This window comes from Nocardioides bizhenqiangii, assembly GCF_034661235.1.
Taxonomy (GTDB): Bacteria; Actinomycetota; Actinomycetes; order Propionibacteriales; family Nocardioidaceae; genus Nocardioides; species Nocardioides bizhenqiangii.
In genome coordinates this window covers 1882141-1903560 of sequence record NZ_CP141059.1, presented here as the reverse complement: position 1 = coordinate 1903560, position 21420 = coordinate 1882141, and the positions used below count along the sequence as shown (strand labels likewise).

Below are 21420 nucleotides of genomic sequence, written 5' to 3'. Positions count from 1 at the left end.
AACGGGCGACCACCCACAGCACGGCCGGTTCTTCACCCAGGCAGCGTGAGGGTGACGTCGGGCAGCCGCCGCACCAGCGAGTCGGGGCGCGGGTCACGCACCGGCGCCAGCCTTGCGGCCGCCGTCAGCACGGTCACCCCGTCGACGCCCGCCAGCGCGAGCGACAGCTCGAGGGCGCTCACCTCCGGCAGGTCGTTCTGGAGGTGCGCGACCTTGGTGATCAGTCGCTCGATTGACCCGATGTCGACCGGCTCGGCACCGCGGTAACCGAAGAGCAGCGGTGAGCTCTTGACCTCGCGCACCATCGCGGCGACGTCGTGCTCCCGCAACGGCGGGATCCGGTAGGACCAGTCGCCGAGCAGCTCGACGATCGGGCCGGAGATGCCGAAGGAGACCACCGGCCCGAACAGCGGGTCCTCGAACGACCGGATCGAGACCGGCACGCCGGCCGGCGCGGTCTTCTGCACCACGAACGCCGCGTCGGCAGGGTCCGGGACCATTCCGTTGAGGGTCCCCCACGCCTCCTTCATCTCCGTGGTGCTGTCGATGTTGCGCCAGACGTGCTGGGCGTCGGGTCGTTCCCGCACCGACTCCCGGGTCGCCTTGAGCACGACGTCCCACCCGAGGCGCTTAGCGGCGGCGTTCGCCTCCTTGAGGGACGAGATGGGGACGGCCGGCCACAGGTCGATGTTGTACGAAGCGAGCAGCTCGGTGACCTGGTCCCGATCGAGCTGCACCTCCTCCTGCCGGTCCACGAGCAACCGCTGCACCATCTGCCGGGCGACGGCCGGCTGCACGTCGCCCGGGTCGGACGGCAGGCTGTCAGGAGCGCGCAACCACACGGCGTACTCGACCACCAGCGCGAGCGCGCGCACCGCGGCCTCCACCGCCGGGTACGACGGCACCGATCCCCTGCCGGCCGTCGAGCCGGCGACGTCGGGCACGCGGAGCAGCTCGGGGATGCCCTCGGCGCCGAGGAAGGACGACACGAGCGGCTTGTCGGACTGCTCCCCCACGGCGGCGAGCACGTTGGCGACCTCGTCGCCGGAGACGTTGAGCGGCGGGATGTAGACGGCGATCACGGAGTCGATGTCAGGGTCGTCGATCGCCTCGTCGAGCGCGTCCTCGAAGTCCTCGGCGGTCGCGTCGGACCCGAGTGCGACCGAGCGGTTGACCAGCAGGCCGACCGCGGAGGCGGCATCAGCGGCGAGCAGTCCGAGCGCGTCGGAGTTGCCGACGATCGCGACCCGGCGTCCGCGTGGCAGCGGCTGGTGGGCGAGCAGCTGCGCGACGTCGAACATGTCCTCGAGGGTGTCGACCTGGATGATCCCGGCCTGGCGGAACATCGCGTCGACGGCAGCCTGAGGAGCGGAGATCTGACGCACGGTGTGGCCCATCGGGACGCCTTGGGTGGTGCGGCCGGACCGCACGGCGACGATCGGCTTGCGCATCGAGACCCGCCGGGCGATCCGGGAGAACTTGCGCGGGTTACCGATCGACTCGAGGTACATCATCACGACCTCGGTGGCCTCGTCCTCCTCCCAGTACTGGAGCAGGTCGTTGCCGGAGACGTCGGCACGGTTGCCGGCGCTGACGAACGTCGAGATGCCGAGGCCGCGGTTCTTGACCTTCTCCAGGATCGCGGAGCCGAGGGCACCGGACTGGCAGAAGAACCCGGCCCGACCACGTGCCGGCATCACCGACGAGAGCGACGCGTTGACGGAGACACCGGGGTCGGTGTTGATGACGCCGAGGCAGTTGGGCCCGATCAGCCGGAGTCCGTAGGAACGGGACAGCCCGACCAGGTGCCGCTGCCGGTGCCGGCCCTCCTCGCCGGTCTCGGCGAAGCCGGACGAGATCACGATCAGGCCGTGCACGCCCTTGGCCGCGCAGTCGAGCACCACGTCGGTCACGGCTTCCGCGGGTACGGCGACGATCGCGACGTCGACGTCGTCGGGGATCTCGTTGACCGACTTGTACGCCGGCATGCCGCTGACCGCCGTGGCCGACGGGTTCACCACGTAGACCCGGCCCGTGAAGTCCGCCGTCACCAGGTTGCGGACGAGCAGCTGGCCGATCGTGTCCTGCCGGCGGCTCGCGCCGATGATCGCGACCGACTCCGGGTGGAAGAAGCGGTGGATGGACGCCGACTCAGCCACGTGCTCGCGGTCGTGCATCACGCCGATGGCCGTGTCGGTGGGGTCGATGGGGAACTCGAGGGTGACCACGCCGTCGGCGTACTCACTCGCCACGCGGTAGCCCGCGTCGCGGAAGGTCTGGATCATCCGGCTGTTGTCGGGGAGCACCTCGGCGACGAACCGCTCGACCCCGCGCTCCCGGCCGGCCTGGGCGAGGTGCTCGAGCAGCAGCTGTCCGATGCCGCGGCCTTGGTGCTGGTCCTCGACCAGGAAGGCGACCTCTGCCTCCGACGGTCGGACCACGTCGAACCGGCCGACAGCGATCATCCGCCCGCCGAGGATCATCACCAGCGCCACCCGTTCGCGGTGGTCGACGTGCGTGAACCGCCGCACGTCGCGCTCCGACAGCTTCGGCATCGGCGAGAAGAACCGGTAGTACTTCGACTCGTCCGAGACCCGCGCGTAGAACTCGACCATCAGCTGCTCGTCGTCGGACCGGATCGGCCGGATGTGCGCCGTACGACCGTCGCGCAGCAGGACGTCGGCCTCCCAGTGGGTGGGCGGCGGCCCGATCTCCTCGGTGGGTGTCCCGGACTCGGTCACACGACGAGGCTAGTGGCTAACGGTGAAGGCAGACCTTCCGGATGAGGACCGCCGGGCAAATCCCGGATCCGTCGGAGGTCCCGCCTAGAGTGAGTCGGGTGAAGCGACGATGAGCAAGGAAGCCGCCCTGCGCGCGATGCGAGAGGCCCGCTACAACGAACGGGCGACCAGATCGACCGCGGCCGCTCGGCCCGCCAGACCAGCGCTCCGAGCGGTGGAGCCGCAGCCGACCGACCCCGTCGCACCGGCTTCCCCCGCCGACCAGCTGTGCGGACACCGTTCGATGAACGGCCGCACCTGCACCCGCGAGCACGGGCACGCGGCGAAGAGCCACCGCTACTCCTGACCTGATCAGGCGGCGTCATAGGCGGCCTGGAGCTCGGCGACGTCGATCTTGCCCATCTTCAGCATCGCCTGGCAGACCCGCCGGTTGGCCTCGGTGCTGTAGTCGCCGGAGAGCTCCTCCAGCTCGCGTGGGATGACCTGCCAGGACACGCCGTACCTGTCCTTGCACCAGCCGCACGCGCCCGCCTCGCCGCCGTCGGCAGTGAGGATCGCCCAGTAGTGGTCGACCTCCTGCTGTCCGTCGACACGGAGATAGAACGAGAACGCCTCGTCGAGGTGGAACTCCGGCCCCGCGTTGAGCCCGACGACCTCGTGCCCGGCCACCGTGAACTCGACGACCTCGGCGACCGGGCTGTCGGGGTCGGTTCGTGCCGTGAAGACCCGGTTGACGGCCGAGTCCGGAATGTTCTCCGCGTAGAAGTTCGCCGCCTCGACGGCCTTGTCGTTCCCGAACCACAGGTGGGTGCGTACCGATGGCATTGAGACCTCCTCGTGACGGACCCTCCCGTCGAGGGTCGTTGCCAAGACCGACCGCGCGGCCGCAGCCGACTCATCGGCGATGTCGGCACGAGTGCGCGCTCAGCGCAGCGGTAGCGGACGTTGCGGTGCAACCGAGGGGCGCAATGAAGCGTCACACTTGATGAACGAGTGGAGGTCGTGGGCATGCGAGTACCGGTGGTCGGCGTCGTGGCGGTCGCCCTGCTGACCGCTAGTTGCAGCGGGTCCGAACCTTCCGACGACTCTGAAAGCGGCAACAGCGGTTCCCCAACCGCTGCGCCCAGCAGCGCGGCCTCGCGACGCGCTGAGTGCCCCAACGTGAACGTGCCGGACGTCCCTGGGTGGACTCAGGAGTCCGGATTCGACAAGCCGCTCCAGGGCTTCCCCAGGTCCAGTTACACGCGCTACCGAGCAAACGGACACATCCAGTTCTGGGTGGCGCTGACGGGGAGGGACGCTCTACAGGGCGACGGACCTCGCGGCACCCACCGCGAAGTCAGAATCCAGGGAAGCACAGCGGACCTCTTCTACTCGGCGCCGACCCAGGTGCTTGGCCGACTGACTCACGTCCTATGGCCGGTGCCCGGCCAAGCCGAAGGATGCGACCTGCTCATCGGATGGGGCGGGGTTTCACCGCGGCGTGCGGTGACCGTCTTGAATCGGGTCAGCGTCGACTGACACGCGAGCGCGCGCGCCTCGCGGCAACAGCGTGCCGCTGCGCGCGCACGCAGGGCATCACAATTAGCGGGCGACCTACCCGTGTCCGCGTACCGCCTGCGAGCGCACCCACGCGACGAACTGAAGGGTACTGTCTCGCTTCTCGCGCGGTACGTGGCTCATTGCCGAGTCGAGCCGCGACTCCAACTCGTCTGACATGCCGGAGTCCATGAGTAGGAGTGCTTCCGCGTCCGAGAAGAGGTACTCGAAGTGCGCACGTTTGATGAACCCGAGGTCGCCCTCCTCGAGCCGAGTCTTCAGTGCTTCTCGAGAGAACATCTCGTCCAGTACCGGCCATCCAGCGCGGTCCAACTGGGCGCACATGTCCGTGACGACAGCTCCGGCCGACTCGGCGTCGACGACCTCCCACCAACCTCTGGAGCTAGTGGGTCCTGAGACTGGCCCGAGGCGCTGCCGGTAGAGGCCGAGAGACTCAGGTATTGCTTTCGGCATGTGGGCGCGCCGGGATCGGTGCCACCTGAGCCACGGCTCTGGAGCGAAGGCGAGATTGATGACGCAGGACAAACTGCGGGCGCTACTCGATGATGAAGACTGAACATTGACTATTGCCCAGTCGCCGGCAGCAGACGACTTGCGCCAGTTGGGGGACGACCCCTTGTAGCCGTGGTCACGGGCAACCGGACTCAGGACCTCACGAAGGGCGGACTTGAGGGCGTCCTGGGCAGTCACCGGCAGAACGATGCCACGCCGCCGACGCGCCCGACCGCTTCTCGGCAATGGGGGCGTTCCTACGGAGTCGTCGGTTTAGGTGCGGCGGTGGTAGCGGATGTCGCCGTTGGGGAGTCGTTCGGTGGTGTGGTTGGGGTCGTGGGCGAGGTGGTGGTGGTAGTTGCAGTGGAGGATGCCGTCGTCGAGGTCGGTGTTCCCGCCGGTGGCCCAGGGTTTGAGGTGGTGGGCTTCGGTCCAGGCGGCGGGGACGGTGCAGCCCTCGCTCCGGCAGCGTTGGTCGCGTAGCCGCATGGCTTTGCGTTGGGCGGGTGAGAACAACCGCCGGGTGCGGCCGAGGTCGAGGATCTCGCCGTTCCCGCCGAGGACGACGGGGATGATGTCCGCGTTGCACGCCAGTCGCCGGACTTGGGTGGCGGAGAGGGGTTCGCCGCCGATGATGCTGCCGGCGCCCAGTTCGGCGCGGAGGGAGTCGAGGCCGATGGTGACCATCACCGTGGTCGCATCGCCACCGTGTTGGGGGAGCTTGGTCGGGTCGAGGTGTTCGAGGAGGGCGCAGAAGGCTTGGCCGAGGCGGCGGGGGTAGGGGATCCGGTCCTCCTCCCCGCTGAGGGCGTCGTGGTGTTTGCGGGGTGAGGTGAAGGCTTCGAGGTAGGTCAGCAGCCGGTCTCGGTCCAGGACGGGGTGGACGATGGTGGTCCGGGCCAGGCCCTCGCCGATCAGCCGGGATCGCAGGCTGGTCTTCTCCCGCGCCCGGCGCTCCTCACCCTCGAGCCGTTTGGCCAGCTCGGCCTCGGCGATGTCCGGGGCGACGACCTCGAGGAGGTAGCGGCCGAGCCGGCGGAGCTCGGTGGGGTTGAACTCCGCGCAGTAGGCGACCATCTGCGCCTCCGCGTCCAGGACCAGGCGGGGGTCCAGATCGGCGGGCAGCGCCTCCAACGCGTGGGCGATGACTCTGGCTTGGGCAAGCGAGACCTTGCCGTCGGCCATCCCGGCCGCGACCTGGGTCCACCGGCGGTCCAGGGCCTCGGCCAACCGCGCATCGGCCCGGGCTGACGACACATCGGCGCGGGTCAGCTGCGCGGTCCAGGCACCGACGTCGCGGGCACCGGCCTCCTCGGCGGCATCGGCGGCACTCGCAAGCACCCGGAGCCGCAGCTCGGCCAGCGTCGCCTCCAGCGCGTCGAGCTCGAGGACCGCGGCCTGCTTCTGGGCCGGTGCCATGAACGTCGGCTGCACGTCGCGGACGGTCTTCAACGCGTCCCGGGCCGTCGCGACCGCACCCACGATCGGGTGGGCGGTCTGCGGCAGGCTGGTCATCCGGACCCCCTCTCGGCTGCTCGGGCACACGTGAATGGGTGTGTCCGGTGGCCTGGTGCCGGGGTGTCCTAGAGCTGAGTCTCGTGGACGACATGGGTCTTGCGACCTACGGTCAATCGTACACCAGTTCGACTATCCTGACAAGTTGAACTTGAACGATCGGGCTGGTTTTCAGGCTTCTCCATCTGGATCCGTGAGATGGGCGCGGCGCTCGACCCGTGACTCCGCTCCCCGTCCTAAGCCTTTCGGTCGCAACCCCCGCGTCGCGCAACCCGCTGCCACGAGTGGTTTCGTCACGGCCACCGGGGCTCCGGAACGACGCTCTGCGACCCGAGCATTCGCACTCTCCCGGCCCAGGTCGGCGAGCCCTCCCTTCGCCCGTCGGGGCCGCCGGGGAGAATGGCCCGCATGGCACGGCGTACCACGAAGCAGGACCTTCCGGACGACTTCGAGGAGCACATCCTCGACACCGACATCCGCGACGAGATGGAGTCGTCGTTCCTCGAGTACGCCTACTCCGTCATCTACTCCCGCGCGCTGCCGGACGCGCGCGACGGCCTCAAGCCGGTGCAGCGCCGGATCCTCTACACGCTCAACGACATGGGCATCCGGCCCGATCGCGGCCACGTCAAGTGCGCCCGGGTCGTCGGTGAGGTGATGGGTCGGCTGCACCCCCACGGTGACGGCGCGATCTACGACGCCCTGGTGCGGATGGCGCAGCCGTGGGCGATGCGGCTCCCGATGGTCGACGGCCACGGCAACTTCGGCTCCCCCGGCGGCGACGACCCGCCGGCAGCCATGCGGTACACGGAGTGTCGGATGGCACCGCCGGCCGCGGTCATGACCGAGTCGATCGACGAGGACACCGTCGACTTCCGGCCCAACTACGACAGCCGCGAGATGGAGCCGTCGGTGCTGCCCTCGGCGATCCCCAACCTGGTCGTCAACGGGACCACCGGCATCGCGGTCGGCATGGCCACCAACATGGCGCCGCACAACTTGGTGGAGGTGGTGCAGGCGCTGCGCCACCTGATCAAGCACCCGGGCACCGACGTCGACGGCCTGATGCGCTTCATCCCCGGCCCCGACCTCCCGACCGGCGGCAAGATCGTCGGGCTCGACGGGATCCGCGACGCCTACCTGACCGGCCGCGGCACCTTCCGCATGCGCGCGACCGCTCGCGTCGAGACCGTCGGCCGACGCAAGGGCATCGTCGTCACCGAGCTGCCCTACGGCGTCGGCACCGAGAAGGTCGTCGAGCGGATCAAGGTCCTCGTCCAGGGCAAGAAGCTGCAGGGCATCGCCGACCTGAAGGACCTCACCGACCGCTCACACGGCCTGCGGCTGGTGATCGAGGTCAAGAACGGCTTCGTGCCCGAGGCGCTGCTCGAGCAGCTCTACCGGCAGACGCCGATGGAGGACACCTTCGGCATCAACAACGTCGCGCTCGTCGACGGCCAGCCGCGCACGCTGGGCCTCAAGGAGATGCTCACGGTCTTCCTCGACCACCGCTACGACGTCGTACGCCGCCGCTCGGAGTTCCGCCGCAACAAGAAGGCCGAGCGGCTGCACCTGGTCGACGGACTGCTGATCGCGCTCCTCGACATCGACGAGGTGATCCAGGTGATCCGCACCAGCGACGACTCGGCGGCTGCGAAGGAGCGGCTGATCTCGGTCTTCGACCTGTCGCAGGCCCAGGCGGACTACATCCTCGAGATGCAGCTGCGCCGGCTCACCCGGTTCTCCCGGATCGAGCTCGAGAAGGAGCAGGAGACGCTCCGCCGGGAGATCGAGGAGCTGGAAGCGATCCTCGCCGACGAGGGCCTCCTCAAGCGGGTCGTCAGCGACGAGCTGGGCGAGGTCGCCAAGACGTTCGGTACGCCGCGCCGCACCGTGCTCCTCCAGTCGGCCGGCACCGGCGCGGTGACCGCGTCCGCCGCGCCCCTCGAGGTGCCCGACGACCCCTGCTTCGCGCTGCTCTCGTCCACCGGCCTCCTCGCCCGCACCAACAGCGCCGAGCCGGTCGGAACCGGCGGCGCCCGCGCCAACCACGACGTGGTCGTCTCCGCTGTCCGCACGACCGCGCGCGGAGAGATCGGCGTCCTCACGTCGGCGGGTCGCCTCCTCCGTCTCGGCGTGCTCGACCTGCCGGCCATCCCGCCGTCGGCCAACGAGTCCAACCTCCAGGGCGGGGTCCCGCTGTCCGAGCTGCTCTCGCTCGGCGCCGGTGAGCGCGCGCTCGCGCTGTGCACCCTCGCCACCGACGGGCCGGGCCTCGCGCTCGGCACCCGCCAGGGCGTGGTCAAGCGGGTCAACCCCGAGGTGCTGGGGAGGGACGAGTGGGACGTCATCCGTCTCGCCGAGGGCGACGAGGTCGTCGGCGCGATCGAGCTGCGCACCGGCGAGGAGGAGCTCTGCTTCGTGACCTCCGACGCCCAGCTGCTCCACTACCCCGCGTCCGGGGTCCGCCCGCAGGGCCGTTCGGGCGGCGGCATGGCAGGCGTCCGCGTGACCACCGGCGAGCGGGTGGTCTGGTTCGGGGCCCTCGACCTCCCGTCGTACGACGACGGCGCGGTGCTGGTCACCGCCTCCGGCTCGTCCACCGCGCTCCCCGGCACCGAGCCCGGCGCGGTCAAGGTGACCGACTTCGCCGAGTACCCGCCCAAGGGCCGGGCCACCGGCGGTGTCCGCTGCCACCGGTTCCTCAAGGGCGACGACGCCCTCGTCTTCGCCTGGGCCGGCCCCACACCGGCCCGCGCAGCGGCCGCCAGCGGCGCACCGGTCGACCTGCCACCCGCGACCGGACGACGTGACGGCTCGGGCGTCCCCGGCAGCCAGCCACTGGCCGCGTGCGCCGGACCGCTCGCGGCGGTGCTCACCGCGGCTGTGTCAGGGTGACGCCATGACGCTTGCGCATCCCCTCCGTCGTCTGGCCGCGGCCGCCCTCGTCGGGGCCCTGAGCGTGGTCTCGGTCGCCGCCTGCTCCGGCGGCGACGACCCGGTCACCGACAACAAGGACCTCGACGACGACGGCGACGGGGAGGTCTCGCCCGAGGAGGTGATGGCCGCCGCGAAGGCCAAGCTCGACGAGACGACCGGTGTCGAGATCACCCTCAGCACCGACGACGAGCCCGACGATGGCGACTTCCTGGCGTCGGCCGCGGGCACCCTCATCGCCGACCCGCCGTCGTTCGAGGGCGAGGTCGCCGGCCGGGTCATGGGCACCGACGCGAGCGACATCGCCGTCATCTCCGCGGACGGCAACCTCTACGTCGAGGTGCCGGTCGTTGGCTGGCAGGAGCTCGACCCCGACGAGTTCTGCGCCCCCGACCCCGGCATGCTGCTCGACCCCGACAACGGGGTCTCCCCCATCCTGACCGAGACAGAGGACCTGGAGGAGGGCGAGAGCGAGCTCGGCGGCGACGACAACGACGAGACGGTGACGCCGTTCACGGGCACCTTGCCGGGCGACGCCGTGCGCAACATCCTCCCCTGCGCCGAGGGCGACGACTTCGACGCCACCTACCGGATCGACGCGGACGGCTACCTCACCGAGGCCGAGCTCACCGGCGAGTTCTTCGCGGGCATGGACGAGATCACCTACGTGATCGAGGTGCAGGACTACGGCGTCGAGCAGGAGATCACGGCTCCCTGATGACCAGCTCGGCATGACGGGGCCCGACCCGATGATGGGGCTGGACAGGCGGTCCCGCCTGCTGCTCGGCTTCTGCGCGGCCGCCGTCGCGTTCGCCGCGATCGACACCTATGTCGTGGTGCTGGCGCTGCCGGAGATGATGGCGGCGGTCGACATCCCGGTCGACGAGCTCCAGCGCGCCGCGCCGATCGTCTCCGGCTTCCTGCTCGGCTACGTGGCGATGCTCCCGCTCATCGGACGGATCGCCGACCTCCGCGGCCAGGTCCCGGTGCTCGCGGCGTCGCTCGCCGTGTTCGCGGTCGGCTCCCTCCTCACGGCGATCTCCTACGACCTCACGACGATGGTGATCGGCAGGTTCCTCCAGGGCGCCGGCGGCGGCGGCCTGGTGCCGGCCACGATGGCGCTCGTCGCCGCCCTCTACCCCGTGGAGCGGCGCGGTCTGCCGCTCGGGATCGTGTCGGGCGTCCAGGAGATCGGCAGCGTGCTCGGTCCGCTCTTCGGTGCCCTGGTGCTCTCGTTCGGGACCTGGCGCACCATCTTCGCGATCAACCTCGCGGTCGGTGTGCTTCTGGTCGTGGCCGTCCGTATCCTGTGGCGCCAGCCCATTCCGCACCCTGGGGTTGCGGAGGCGGCAAAGCGTAGGACCGATCTGCTCGGTTGGGTCGCGGCCGTCGTGCTCCTGGCGGCCGGATTCCTCGTCTTCCTCCAGCCCGCGGAGCTCAAGCGGGACCTGACCTGGGGCCAGCTCTTCATCCCGTACGTCGACGGAGGCAGCCGCTGGGTGACGCCGGTCGGCGTCATCGCCGTCGGCGCAGCGGTGATCCTCGCCCTCCGGTGCGTCTTCGCCCGCCACCCGCTCGTGGACGTCCGCGGCTGGTTCCGTTCCGCACAGGAGGCCGACCTGGTCGGAGCCACCCTGTTGGCGGTGGCGCTCGGCGGCATCGTCCTCGCCTTCGCGAGTGCCGACCCCGAGGTGGCCGTGTTCAACCCGAAGGGCGGCTGGTTCCTCCTCGGCGCCGGCCTCGCGGCGGCGGCGTTCGTCGTGCACCTGGTCCGAGCCGACGCACCGATCATCCCCCGCGCCGCGATGGCCGCGGTGCCGGCGTGGGGCTCGCTCCTGGTGAGCTTCCTCGTCGGGTGGGCGCTGATCGCCGCCCTGGTCGACATCCCGCTCTTCGCGCGCACGACCACCCACCGCGACTCCCAGCTGGGTGCGGCCCTGGTCCTGCTCCGGTTCCTCGCCGCGCTGCCTGTCGGGGCCGTCGTCGGTGGCTACCTCGTCCGGCGACTGCCGGCCGGGGTCATCACCGCGGTCGGGATGCTGCTGGCGGCCGGTGGGTTCTTCTGGATGGCCCAGTGGGACGCGACCAGCCTCGACGGGTTCGCGTCCAACGTGCCGCTGATCGTGGGCGGGCTCGGGTTCGGCCTCGCGCTGGCGCCCGTGAACGCGGCGATCCTGTCCACCACGACCCACGACACGCACGGGCTCGCGAGCGCGCTGGTCGTGGTCGCGCGGATGGTCGGCATGCTGGTCGGCATCTCCGTGCTCACCACCTGGGGTCTGCACCAGCTGCACCGAGAGCACGAGAGGAACCCCGACCTCGGGCTGGTCGACCTTGCGATCGTGCAGGAGCAGTCGGTCTTCACCGGGGCGGCGGTGGCGGCGGTGCTCGCCGCCGCGCTCGCCCTCGTGCTGTTCCGGCGGGCACCCACCCGAGGCCTGGACACGGCGGAGGTCCTCCGAACCGGAGGATAAATTGGCCCCATGGGCAACTTCGACGACCTGCTGGCCGCCAACCGGGACTTCGCGGTCGACTTCGATCTTCGCGGGTTCGACGGTGTCGCGCACGCCGGACTGGCGATCGTCACCTGCATGGACTCGCGGATCGACCCGTTGCGGATGATCGGGCTCAAGCCCGGCGACGCGAAGATCTTCCGCAACCCCGGCGCCCGGGTCACCGAGGCGGCGCTGGAGGCCCTGGTCCTCGGCGTCCACCTGCTCGAGGTCGACCGGATCATGGTGGTGCCGCACACCCGGTGCGCCGTCGCCACCAGCTCCGAGGGCGAGCTCCGCGCACGAGTGTCCGCGTCGGCCGGGCAGGACGCCTCGTGGCAGGCCTTCCACGTGATCGAGGACCAGGCCCAGGCGCTCGCCGAGGACGTCCAGAAGGTGCGGTCGCACCCCCTGATCCCGGACACGGTCGAGGTCGGCGGTTTCCTCTACGACGTCGACACCGGTCTGCTCACGCAGAAGGTCTGACCCGCAGCGGCTTCTCGGAGCTGACAACGTTGCCAGATCTGAGAGCCTCACCCGCTGGCTTCCTACGACCGCGTGCCTACCCCCCGGTAGCCTGATTTTCCTAGGCCGTCCGCTGCCGCACGGACGGACCTTGGTCGGGCTCCAACTGACTGAGGGGGAAGCGGCTCGGAGGACCATGCCCGCGCGGGACGACATCGATCGGATCAGCCAGGCGCAGTCCCGTCTCGCAGCTCGATCCGACGGTGCAGCACACGCCGAAGCGGGCGCGATCTGGACCCCTTTCCTCGCCCTGACGACGACTCCGGCCTGGCAGAAGGACAAGACCCGGAGTGCCGTGCTCAGCAACCTCGTCGCCCTGGTCCTGTACGGCGAGGCCGAGGACATCGTGACCCTCGACTCGCTGATCCGGTCGATCGGTGCGGAGCGGACCGCGGCGATCCAGGGCGAGCTCGACGAGCTGCTCGGCCTCGGCCCCGACCTTCCGATCACCACCGCCGCGCTGCGCCTGCTCGGCGACGTCGCGCAGCTCCGCGAGCGGCTCGCGCGCACCGGCCTGTCTGCGGCCAAGGTCTCGGCGATCGTCACGCGCACCCACCACCAGACGTTCTGGCTGCTGCTCGCCGGCGCCGAGGACCTGCCCCGGACGCCCACGATCCGGACCACCGACCAGCTGATGGACCTGATCCACCACGGAAACGCCCGCCGCTGGCGGGCAGCCCTGCTGCCGCTGATCGACAGCCCCTGGGGGCCGTACGGCACGCACATCCTCCGGCTCGTCAAGGAAGCCGAGCTCGACGTGATCGCGGAGGTCCTCGAGGAGTGCCGGAAGGTCTACCGACACCGCCAGGAGCAGCGGGAGCGTGACGCCATCGCGCGCGAGATCCGGCGACTGGTCGCCATCAGCGGACTCACCCAGCGCCAGTTCGCCTCCCTGATCGGGACCTCGCCCTCCCGGCTCTCGACCTACGTCAACGGTCGGGTGATCCCGTCCGCCGCCATGTTGCTGCGGATCCGGCGCGTCGCCCACGCGCAGCGTCAGTCGGGCTGAGCGTCTCTCTGGCCCCGGCTACGCGTCGAGGGCCTCGACGTCGACCTCGTAGGCGCCCTGGACGATGAACTCCTTGCGCGGGGCGACCTCGGAACCCATCAACAGCTCGAACACCTGGGCCGCCTCCTCCGCGTCGTCGACGGTCAGCCGGCGCAGGGTGCGGTGCCGCGGGTCCATGGTCGTCTCGGCCAGCTGGTCGGCGTCCATCTCACCCAGGCCCTTGTAGCGCTGGACCGGGTCCTTCCACCGCACGTTCTTCTTCTTCAGCTCCGCCAGCTTCCGCTGCAGCTCGTCGTCGGAGTAGGTGTAGATGTACTTGTCCTGCCCCTTGCGCGGGTTGGAGATCTCGATCCGGTGGAGCGGCGGCACCGCGGTGTAGACCCGGCCCTTCTCCACGAGCTGCGGCATGTACTTGAAGAACAGGGTCGCCAGCAGGCACCGGATGTGGGCGCCGTCGGCATCGGCGTCGGCCATGAAGATGATCCGGTCGTAGCGGGCGGCGTCGAGGTCGAACGTGCGGCCGGAGCCGGCGCCGACGACCTGGATGATCGAGGCGCACTCGGTGTTCTTGAGCATGTCGCCGATGGACGCCTTCTGGACGTTGAGGATCTTGCCGCGGATCGGGAGCAGCGCCTGGAACTCGGAGTTGCGCGCCAGCTTGGCGGTGCCGAGCGCCGAGTCTCCCTCGACGATGAACAGCTCGCTGCGATCGGCGCCCGACGCACGGCAGTCGGCGAGCTTGGCCGGCAGGGTCGAGGACTCGAGCGCGTTCTTACGGCGCTGGGTCTCCTTGTGCTGGCGAGCCGCGATCCGCGTCTTGGCGGCGCCGGCGACCTTCTCCATCAGCAGCCTCGCCTGGGCCTTCTCGGCACGCCTCGTCGAGGTCAGGAAGTCCTTCAGCTGGGCCGCGACCACCTTGCGCACGGACGCGCGTACGGCGGGAGTGCCGAGGATCTCCTTGGTCTGGCCCTCGAACTGGGGCTCGGCGAGCCGGACGGTGACGATCGCGGTGAGGCCCTCGAGGATGTCGTCCTTGATCACGTCGTCGTCGTTGACCTTGAGCGCCTTCGAGGCGCGCATCGCGTCGTTGAAGGTCTTGGTCAGCGCTGCCTCGAACCCCGCGACGTGGGTGCCGCCCTTCGGGGTCGCGATGACGTTGACGAACGAGCGGACCTCCGTCTCGTAGCCGGTGTCCCACCGGGCTGCGATGTCGACCGTGAGCTCCCGGTCGACGTCCTGGGGCGTCATGTGACCCTGCTCGTCGAGCATCGGAACGGTCTCGGTGAAGGTGTCCGTGCCGGTGATCCGGATCACGTCGGTGACCGGCTCACCGTGGCTGAGCGCCTCGGCGAACTCGGAGATGCCGCCGTCGTGGCGGATCTTCTCCTCGAAGAGCTCCGGTCCGCGCAGGTCGCGGACGACCAGCTCGAGGCCGGGCACGATGTAGGCCGTCTGCCGGGCGCGCCCGACCAGGCCGTCGAGCTCGAACCGGGCGTCCTTGGTGAAGGTCTGGCGATCCGGCCAGAACCTGATCCGGGTGCCCGACCGGTCCTTGCCGACCCGCTTGCCCTTGCGGCTGAGCCCTGACTTCGGCTGGAAGGCCGCCTTCGGACCGTTGCCGTCGAACACTCCGGGAATGCCGCGCTGGAACGAGATGCCCTGCTGGGACGGCGACCGGTCGACGTCGATGTCCATGCGTGAGGAGAGGGCGTTGACCACCGACAACCCGACGCCGTGCAGACCGCCGGACGCGTTGTAGGACCCGCCGCCAAACTTTCCGCCGGCGTGCAGCTTGGTCGCCACGACCTCGACGCCGGGCAGACCCGTCTTGGGCTCCTTGTCGGTCGGGATGCCGCGGCCGTCGTCGTAGACCTCGACCGAGTCGTCGGGGTGGAGCGTCACCTCGACCCGGCGCGCGTGACCGCCGAGCGCCTCGTCGACGCCGTTGTCGATGATCTCCCACAGGCAGTGCATGAGGCCCCGGGTGTCGGTGGACCCGATGTACATGCCCGGCCGCTTGCGGACGGCCTCGAGGCCCTCGAGGACCAGCAGGTGGGCGGCGTTGTAGGTCTTGTCGGTGATGGCGTGCTCCTGGTTGAAACTGCGGCGATCTGGGTAAGAATCTACCCGCGACACGCCGGGGTTCGATGCAGGCACACGGTCTTGCGCAGGGCAACGATGTGAGCAGCAGATGCCGTTGGTAACAAGGATGTTTCGGGGCGTGGAAATCCCGATCGGCAAAGTGGATGCCGTGACAGGATGGAAGTGCCGTGGACCACACGTGAGCGGGAATCTTGGGACCACTCGCTACGTTGATCAGGCACCGACCGAAGAAAGAGGCACAACATGAACACTGCTGTTGCCCCCAGCGCACCCCTGACCGCCGAAGATCGTTGCGACCGTTGCGGTGCCCAAGCCTATCTTCGCGTCGAGCTCGCCTCCGGCGGCGAGCTCCTGTTCTGCGCCCACCACGCCCGTGAGCACGGCGACAAGCTGAAGCAGGTCGCGATCGTGGTCCACGACGAGACGCACAAGCTCGCGAGCACGCCGGCCGTCGCCTCGGAGGACGAGCGCTGAGACGCTCCCCCTACCTCGTCGAAGGCCCCGGACACCTGTCCGGGGCCTTTGCCTTTGGTGCCTGCTGATGGGGATCGTGCTGGCTCTGGGCGCTGCGATGGCCTACGGCCTGTCCGACTTCATCGGTGGCCTCGCGTCACGGCGTACGACGCCGTGGCCGGTTGCGCTCCTCGGGGCCATCGGCGCCCTGGCCGGCGCCTCGGTCCTGTCGCTGGTGGTGGTGGGAGACCCGACCACCGCCGACCTGCTCTGGGGCGCCGCGTCCGGGCTCGGTAGCGGCGTCGGCACGGTCTTCCTCTACCGCGGGCTCGCGAACGGCCGGATGGCGGTCGTGGCGCCGGTGTCCGCGGTGGGTGCGGCCGTCGTGCCCGTCGTGGTCGGCATCGCCTCCGGCGAGCGCCCCTCGACGCTGGTCGCGGTGGGCATCGCCGTCGCGATGCCGGGCATCTGGCTGGTCGCACGCGTGCCCGACACGGCCGGGGACGACCGGACCGGCGGCCTCGCCGACGGCCTCCTCGCCGGCCTCGGATTCGGTGTGCTCTTCGTCGCACTGGGCCAGGTGCCGGACGGCGCCGGCTTCTGGCCGCTGGCGGCGAGCCAGGCCGCTGCCCTGGTCACGATCTGCGCGATCGCCGTCGCGCTCCGGGCGCCGTGGCTCCCGACCGCGCGCTCAGAGCTGTGGGGAGCCGTCGCCGGCCTCGTGGCGACCGCGGCGGTGCTGATGTTCCTCCTCGCGACCCAGACCGACCTGCTCACGGTCGCCGCCGTCCTGACGTCGCTCTACCCCGCGTTCACGATCCTGCTCGCAGCCGTCGTGCTCCGCGAGCACATCTACCGCGCCCAGGGTCTGGGCCTCGTCCTCTGCGGCGCGGCGGTCGCCTTCGTCGCCTCCGGCTGACCGGAGGGGTCAGTCCCTGACGACCCAGGGCAGGAAGTGGCGGCGGGACGGCACCCAGTCCCTCACCACGTTGGACGGGGAGACCTGCTCGGTCATCCGGACGCTGACGCGCAGGTTGTTGGGCCTGCCCAGGCAGCCGCGACCGACCTCGACGCGCACCGCATCCTGGCCGGGGAGGAAGGTCAGGTCGGAGCGACAGCTGCGCGGTTCACCGACGGACTGCCAGCGGCTCGATCGGGTGACCGCCCAGTCCGCACCCTCGAAGAGCGGTACGCCGATCTGGTACTCGGGTCCGGGGCGGCTCCCGTCGGCGTCGAACCAGATGGTCACGCCTGCCTGCGAGGACGCGATGTCGAGGTCCTCGACCTCGATCCGGGTGTAGACCGTGCGCGCGGCGTGGTTGACCCGCACCTTGCGGATGTCCGCGTCCGACGCAGCCGCGTCGGCGGGATCGGCGACTGCCACCGATTCGGCGTGGGCGGACGGGCTGTGCAGGAGCGGAAGCGCAGCGCCGGCAGCAAGGACCGCGGCAGCCCGGATCAGCTTGTTCATCGTGATCTCCTCAGGTGCGAGTGTTGGCGAACAGGAGACGCGACCGGGAGCCTTCGGGTTGCAACGGGTCGCAGTCGGACCACCCGAGACAGCGATCCCGGGACTGCTGCCATCTTGGACCAATCCGCTCGGCGCCGCACACCGAACCTCGACCGGGACCAGAGGCCGCCCCACCCGGTAGCTCTGCCGGGCGGGGCGGTCGCATGTCCGGTACCCGACGAGTGCCAGGTGATTCCGGTCGGAAATGCGGGCGGCCCCGCGGCTGGCTTGTGAACCGACGGGGCCTCGCGAGAATTCGTAGGCGCCTACGAGAACTAGCGTGCGGCAGACGGTACGCCAGCAGGCCGAGCCACGTCTCACGAACAGGAACTGAGTGCGGGTCGTGACCGACGCCATCGAGACGCTGACGGCGCTGCGAGGCCCAACCCGCGCCGTGCAGCTTGGGGACGCACGACGCGTCCGGCGCGCATCGCCTAGGTCGGAACTCCAAACCGCACTAGCGATGTCGCCGGAGTCTCGCGGACGGGTCGAGCGGGCTTAGTTTGGAACCCGCACCAAGACCTCCGGAGAAGCGGGTCGCTCCAGGTGCTTGCACAGAAGGTTTGCCTCCGATGGTTGACATCGCTGAGGACCTGACCCGGTTCGCCACGTGCCGCGCGCAGAAGCCCTCGCCGGGGGACCGCCCCTCCACGCCAGACCCACATGGGGGTCGGCGAGACTTTGACGCAGACGTGCCCCACCTGGTCCCGGCATGACCGGGTGGGGGTGACCAGGTGGGGCGTCTCCCGAAATACCGACGGTATGGCCGACTGGGCCGCCGCCCCCACCGAATCGGGAAACGCGCGGTGCCAGATCTGCGAACGGATCGCAACCGGCGTAGACAACCGGTCCTGAAGAGAGCGCCCCCAGCCGCGGCGCTCCGGCGGCTGGGGGGGACGTCCTGAGCGCCGCGACCGGTTCGGTCGCGATCAGCAGCACCAGGACAAGGGAGAAGCTGGGCCGCGGCAGGGGTCCGCGCTCCAAACGAAGCCCCTCTGTCGCGACGCCCACGTTATGCAGGTCCGAGCGATCGCGCATCACGCACGGGTGTCGAGCGCGCCGGATCTGGTAGCGCTCTGTCGTGGACAACAGGCCGACACGCCCCAGGCGGTCAGTCCAGGTAGTCGCGCAGGACCTGGGACCGACTCGGGTGCCGCAGCTTCGACATGGTCTTGGACTCGATCTGACGGATCCGTTCGCGGGTCACGCCGTAGACCTTGCCGATCTCGTCGAGCGTCTTCGGCTGTCCGTCAGTCAGACCGAACCGCATCGAGACCACGCCGGCCTCGCGCTCGGACAGCGTGTCGAGCACGGCGTGCAGCTGCTCCTGCAGGAGCGTGAAGCTGACCGCGTCCGCCGGGACGATCGCCTCGGAGTCCTCGATCAGGTCACCGAACTCGGAGTCGCCGTCCTCGCCCAGCGGAGTGTGCAGGGAGATCGGCTCACGCCCGTACTTCTGGACCTCGACGACCTTCTCGGGAGTCATGTCGAGCTCCTTGGCGAGCTCCTCCGGGGTCGGCTCGCGGCCGAGGTCCTGCAACATCTGGCGCTGGACACGGGCGAGCTTGTTGATGACCTCGACCATGTGCACCGGGATCCGGATGGTCCGGGCCTGGTCGGCCATCGCGCGGGTGATCGCCTGCCGGATCCACCAGGTGGCGTACGTCGAGAACTTGTAGCCCTTGGTGTAGTCGAACTTCTCGACCGCCCGGATCAGACCGAGGTTGCCCTCCTGGATCAGGTCCAGGAACAGCATCCCGCGGCCGGTGTAGCGCTTTGCCAGCGAGACGACGAGCCGGAGGTTGGCCTCGAGCAGGTGGTTCTTGGCACGCCGGCCGTCCTCGGCGATCCACTCCAGCTCCTCGAGCAGCTTGGCGGACATCTTGTTGCCGCGCGCGAGCTTCTCGTCGGCGAAGAGACCGGCCTCGATCCGCTTGGCGAGCGAGACCTCCATCTCGGCGTTGAGGAGCGGCACCTTGCCGATCTGCTTGAGGTAGTCCTTGACCGGGTCGGCGGTCGCGCCGGCGACCATGACCTGCTGCTCGGGCTCGTCGGTGTCGTCGGCGGCCGAGACGACGAACGACGCCGACGCAGCCTCCTTCTCGTCCTCGACGATGGTCGGGTCGGCCTTGACGTCCTTCTCGAACTGCTCGTCGGGGAGATCGGGCAGGATCTTCTTGCCGTCGGGGCCGATGACCGGAGCGGCAGACTCGGGAGCGGCCTCGCCAGCCTTCGCAGCGGCCTTCTTCGCCGGCGCGGCCTTCTTCGCCGGGGCGGCCTTCTTGGCCGGCGCGGCCGACTTGGCAGCGGCGGCCTTCGCCGGTGCCTTCTTGGCGGGCGCCTTCTTCACGGGGCTGGTCGCGGTCTTGCTCCTGCCGGACGCGGCTACGGCGCGTCCACTGGCGGGCATCGCAACGGTGATGCCGAGGCCCGCGAGATGGCCCAGGAGCGACTTCAGGTGCGGCGCGGCGACGTCAGCGTCGGCGCACGCCTGCCGCACTTCCTCGGGACTCACACTGCCCATCGGAGTGGCCCGATCGACCAGGGCGACGATGGATGGGTGCGCGAGCACCGCAGCGGGGACCTTGCGTGCGTTCGACGACACGAACACCTCTCGATACGGCAGAACTGGCAGTAGGGCGCGGCACAGCCCGGAGGCGTCAAGACCGCAATGGCCATTCTGCCACGCACCTGGACATCGTCCGCACACCGGGCGCGGTGTGACCGTTCACTCCCCCGCGGCCGGCGCGAACGCGGCGGCGAGGTCGCGGAAGCGCGCGACCTGGGCGGTCCGTTCCGCGAGACGCTGATCGTCCAGGCTCCGCGCGGGGGCCGCCTGGAGCAGCGCCTTGGTCGCGCTGACCGCGCCGTGCGGGTGCGCCGTGAGCGCGTGGACGGTCGCCGCGAGGGCAGCGTCCAGCTCCGCGGCGGGGACGACCACCTGGGCCAGGCCGATCTCGCCCGCCTCGGTGCCGGCGACGGTCCGCGCGGTCGCGCAGATCTCCAGCGCGCGGGCATAGCCGACGGCCGCCACCAGCGGCTTGGTGCCGACCAGGTCGGGCACCAGCCCGAGGGCGGGCTCCTTCATGCAGAACCGGGCGTCGTCGGTGGCGATCCGCAGGTCGCAGCACAGCGCCAGCTGGAAGCCGGCGCCGATGGCGTGGCCCTCGACCACCGCGACGGTGATGAAACGCGGGTCCGCCAGCATCGCGAACGGCCGTTGGAACACGTCGATCTGGTCGATGATCGCCCGGTCGTCCAGCGCCAGGGTGGCGACGAAATTGCCCTCCTCGTCCGGCTGCGCCGGGTCGAGCAGTGACAGGTCGAGCCCGGCCGAGAACGTGCCGCCCGCACCGCGCAGCACGACGACCCGCACCGACTCGTCGAGCTCGTCCAGGATCCGCGCGAGGCCCGCCCACATCCGGGGCCGCTGCGCGTTGCGCACGCCGGGCCGGTCCAGCGTGATCGTCGCGACCCCACCCCCGACCTCGAGGCGCAGGTCGGCGTGGCTCAGCTCCGCAGGAGTCATGCCTCAGTCCCTCGTCAGGACGAAGTAGTACGGCGGGGCGCCTCGCAGGTCCATCACGCCCAGCAGGGTGTCGGCGTCGACCCGGCGGAAGACGTCGATGATCGGCAGGTGGTCGTAGACCATCGCGGCCGTCACCACGCCACGGTGCTCGACCGCGCGGAGCCGGGCGCGGTGCTTCTTCGTGCGCAGCACCGGCTTGAGGGCCCCGACCGCGGCCCTTGACCGGGCGACCACGGCCGCCGGCAGCTTGGGCACGATGCCCAGCGGCACCTTCCGCGGCTCGACCGGGAAGATCGCGCCGCCGAGATCACGGAAGAGCAGCGGGTGCACGTGGTCGACGCCGTCGAACTGCTTGCCGTACCACCCGGATGCCTCGAGGAGCCCGTCCATCGGGTGGCCGGTCGCCAGCTCACGGCCGCTGAACCGGCCGGTGAGCTCCTCCGGGCGGACGGCCGAGAGGCTGTCGAACAATGCCTGCGCCTCGGCCGCGTCGCACGCGGTTCCGAGCGCCTCGAGCCGGCCGGTTGGGTTCGTCGTGGTCATCGTGGTTCCTC

At 70.1% G+C, this 21420-nt stretch carries 17 protein-coding genes; 8 read left to right on the top strand and 9 right to left on the bottom strand.

All coding sequences use genetic code 11. From position 1 onward, the window contains the following. Positions 1 to 32: 32 nt before the first annotated feature. The gene (locus SHK19_RS09150; protein WP_322457329.1) at positions 33 to 2741 is read right to left on the bottom strand and encodes a bifunctional acetate--CoA ligase family protein/GNAT family N-acetyltransferase; all 2709 of its coding nucleotides are present in this window, start codon (positions 2739 to 2741) and stop codon (positions 33 to 35) included. A gap of 109 nt (positions 2742 to 2850) precedes the next feature. Between SHK19_RS09150 and SHK19_RS09145 the strand changes: the two genes are divergently transcribed. Then, entirely contained in the window at positions 2851 to 3087 is a 237-nt protein-coding gene (locus SHK19_RS09145) for a hypothetical protein (protein ID WP_322457330.1), read from the top strand. Positions 3088 to 3092: 5 nt separating this feature from the next. Here the strand turns inward: SHK19_RS09145 and SHK19_RS09140 are convergent, their stop codons facing one another. From SHK19_RS09140 to SHK19_RS09130, 3 genes are all read right to left on the bottom strand, one after another. Continuing rightward, a complete protein-coding gene (locus SHK19_RS09140; protein WP_322938457.1) occupies positions 3093 to 3566 on the bottom strand; it encodes a VOC family protein in 474 nt (157 codons plus the stop codon). A gap of 771 nt (positions 3567 to 4337) precedes the next feature. After that, a complete protein-coding gene (locus tag SHK19_RS09135; RefSeq protein WP_322938456.1) occupies positions 4338 to 4991 on the bottom strand; it encodes a DUF4304 domain-containing protein in 654 nt (217 codons plus the stop codon). Between the two features lie 75 nt (positions 4992 to 5066). After that, entirely contained in the window at positions 5067 to 6308 is a 1242-nt protein-coding gene (locus SHK19_RS09130) for an HNH endonuclease signature motif containing protein (RefSeq protein WP_322938455.1), read from the bottom strand. 408 nt (positions 6309 to 6716) lie between these two features. Between SHK19_RS09130 and SHK19_RS09125 the strand changes: the two genes are divergently transcribed. From SHK19_RS09125 to SHK19_RS09105, 5 genes are all read left to right on the top strand, one after another. After that, positions 6717 to 9206 carry a DNA gyrase/topoisomerase IV subunit A gene (locus tag SHK19_RS09125; protein WP_322938454.1) on the top strand — a complete coding sequence of 830 codons (2490 nt, stop codon included), beginning with the start codon at positions 6717 to 6719 and terminating at the stop codon, positions 9204 to 9206. Positions 9207 to 9210: 4 nt separating this feature from the next. Continuing rightward, positions 9211 to 9963, top strand: coding sequence for an LppX_LprAFG lipoprotein (locus SHK19_RS09120; RefSeq protein ID WP_322938453.1), 753 nt, complete (start codon positions 9211 to 9213; stop codon positions 9961 to 9963). A 13-nt stretch (positions 9964 to 9976) separates the two neighbouring features. Beyond that, positions 9977 to 11719, top strand: coding sequence for an MFS transporter (locus SHK19_RS09115; protein ID WP_322457336.1), 1743 nt, complete (start codon positions 9977 to 9979; stop codon positions 11717 to 11719). A gap of 9 nt (positions 11720 to 11728) precedes the next feature. After that, the gene (locus tag SHK19_RS09110) at positions 11729 to 12223 is read left to right on the top strand and encodes a beta-class carbonic anhydrase (RefSeq protein WP_322457337.1); all 495 of its coding nucleotides are present in this window, start codon (positions 11729 to 11731) and stop codon (positions 12221 to 12223) included. A 175-nt stretch (positions 12224 to 12398) separates the two neighbouring features. Further along, entirely contained in the window at positions 12399 to 13271 is an 873-nt protein-coding gene (locus SHK19_RS09105) for a helix-turn-helix domain-containing protein (protein WP_322457338.1), read from the top strand. Between the two features lie 18 nt (positions 13272 to 13289). Here SHK19_RS09105 and SHK19_RS09100 read toward each other — a convergent pair whose 3' ends face one another. Then, positions 13290 to 15407 (bottom strand): DNA gyrase/topoisomerase IV subunit B, encoded by a 2118-nt coding sequence (locus SHK19_RS09100; protein ID WP_405030492.1) that lies wholly within the window; start codon positions 15405 to 15407, stop codon positions 13290 to 13292. A 210-nt stretch (positions 15408 to 15617) separates the two neighbouring features. On the opposite strand from SHK19_RS09100, the gene SHK19_RS09095 reads away from it, so the two are divergent. Beyond that, a complete protein-coding gene (locus SHK19_RS09095; RefSeq protein ID WP_322457339.1) occupies positions 15618 to 15848 on the top strand; it encodes a DUF7455 domain-containing protein in 231 nt (76 codons plus the stop codon). A 67-nt stretch (positions 15849 to 15915) separates the two neighbouring features. After that, a complete protein-coding gene (locus tag SHK19_RS09090) occupies positions 15916 to 16746 on the top strand; it encodes a DMT family transporter (RefSeq protein WP_322938452.1) in 831 nt (276 codons plus the stop codon). Between the two features lie 9 nt (positions 16747 to 16755). Here SHK19_RS09090 and SHK19_RS09085 read toward each other — a convergent pair whose 3' ends face one another. The 4 genes from SHK19_RS09085 to SHK19_RS09070 all read right to left on the bottom strand — a co-directional run bounded on the left by SHK19_RS09085 (position 16756) and on the right by SHK19_RS09070 (position 21409). Continuing rightward, positions 16756 to 17298, bottom strand: coding sequence for a hypothetical protein (locus SHK19_RS09085; RefSeq protein ID WP_322938451.1), 543 nt, complete (start codon positions 17296 to 17298; stop codon positions 16756 to 16758). 1150 nt (positions 17299 to 18448) lie between these two features. Further along, a complete protein-coding gene (locus tag SHK19_RS09080) occupies positions 18449 to 19948 on the bottom strand; it encodes an RNA polymerase sigma factor (RefSeq protein WP_322457342.1) in 1500 nt (499 codons plus the stop codon). Positions 19949 to 20065: 117 nt separating this feature from the next. Continuing rightward, complete coding sequence (locus SHK19_RS09075) at positions 20066 to 20866, bottom strand: enoyl-CoA hydratase/isomerase family protein (protein WP_322938450.1); 801 nt, start codon at positions 20864 to 20866, stop codon at positions 20066 to 20068. Between the two features lie 3 nt (positions 20867 to 20869). Further along, positions 20870 to 21409, bottom strand: a complete 540-nt coding sequence (locus SHK19_RS09070; protein ID WP_322938449.1) for a DUF4334 domain-containing protein — start codon at positions 21407 to 21409, stop codon at positions 20870 to 20872. Positions 21410 to 21420 lie beyond the last annotated feature (11 nt).

Coding starts and splice junctions, on each gene's coding strand:
- SHK19_RS09145 (WP_322457330.1), top strand. CDS start 2,851: ATGAGCAAGGAAGCCGCCCTGCGCGCGATGCGAGAGGCCCGCTACAAC.
- SHK19_RS09140 (WP_322938457.1), bottom strand. CDS start 3,566: ATGCCATCGGTACGCACCCACCTGTGGTTCGGGAACGACAAGGCCGTC.
- SHK19_RS09130 (WP_322938455.1), bottom strand. CDS start 6,308: ATGACCAGCCTGCCGCAGACCGCCCACCCGATCGTGGGTGCGGTCGCG.
- SHK19_RS09125 (WP_322938454.1), top strand. CDS start 6,717: ATGGCACGGCGTACCACGAAGCAGGACCTTCCGGACGACTTCGAGGAG.
- SHK19_RS09120 (WP_322938453.1), top strand. CDS start 9,211: ATGACGCTTGCGCATCCCCTCCGTCGTCTGGCCGCGGCCGCCCTCGTC.
- SHK19_RS09115 (WP_322457336.1), top strand. CDS start 9,977: ATGACGGGGCCCGACCCGATGATGGGGCTGGACAGGCGGTCCCGCCTG.
- SHK19_RS09110 (WP_322457337.1), top strand. CDS start 11,729: ATGGGCAACTTCGACGACCTGCTGGCCGCCAACCGGGACTTCGCGGTC.
- SHK19_RS09105 (WP_322457338.1), top strand. CDS start 12,399: ATGCCCGCGCGGGACGACATCGATCGGATCAGCCAGGCGCAGTCCCGT.
- SHK19_RS09095 (WP_322457339.1), top strand. CDS start 15,618: ATGAACACTGCTGTTGCCCCCAGCGCACCCCTGACCGCCGAAGATCGT.
- SHK19_RS09090 (WP_322938452.1), top strand. CDS start 15,916: ATGGGGATCGTGCTGGCTCTGGGCGCTGCGATGGCCTACGGCCTGTCC.
- SHK19_RS09085 (WP_322938451.1), bottom strand. CDS start 17,298: ATGAACAAGCTGATCCGGGCTGCCGCGGTCCTTGCTGCCGGCGCTGCG.
- SHK19_RS09075 (WP_322938450.1), bottom strand. CDS start 20,866: ATGACTCCTGCGGAGCTGAGCCACGCCGACCTGCGCCTCGAGGTCGGG.
- SHK19_RS09070 (WP_322938449.1), bottom strand. CDS start 21,409: ATGACCACGACGAACCCAACCGGCCGGCTCGAGGCGCTCGGAACCGCG.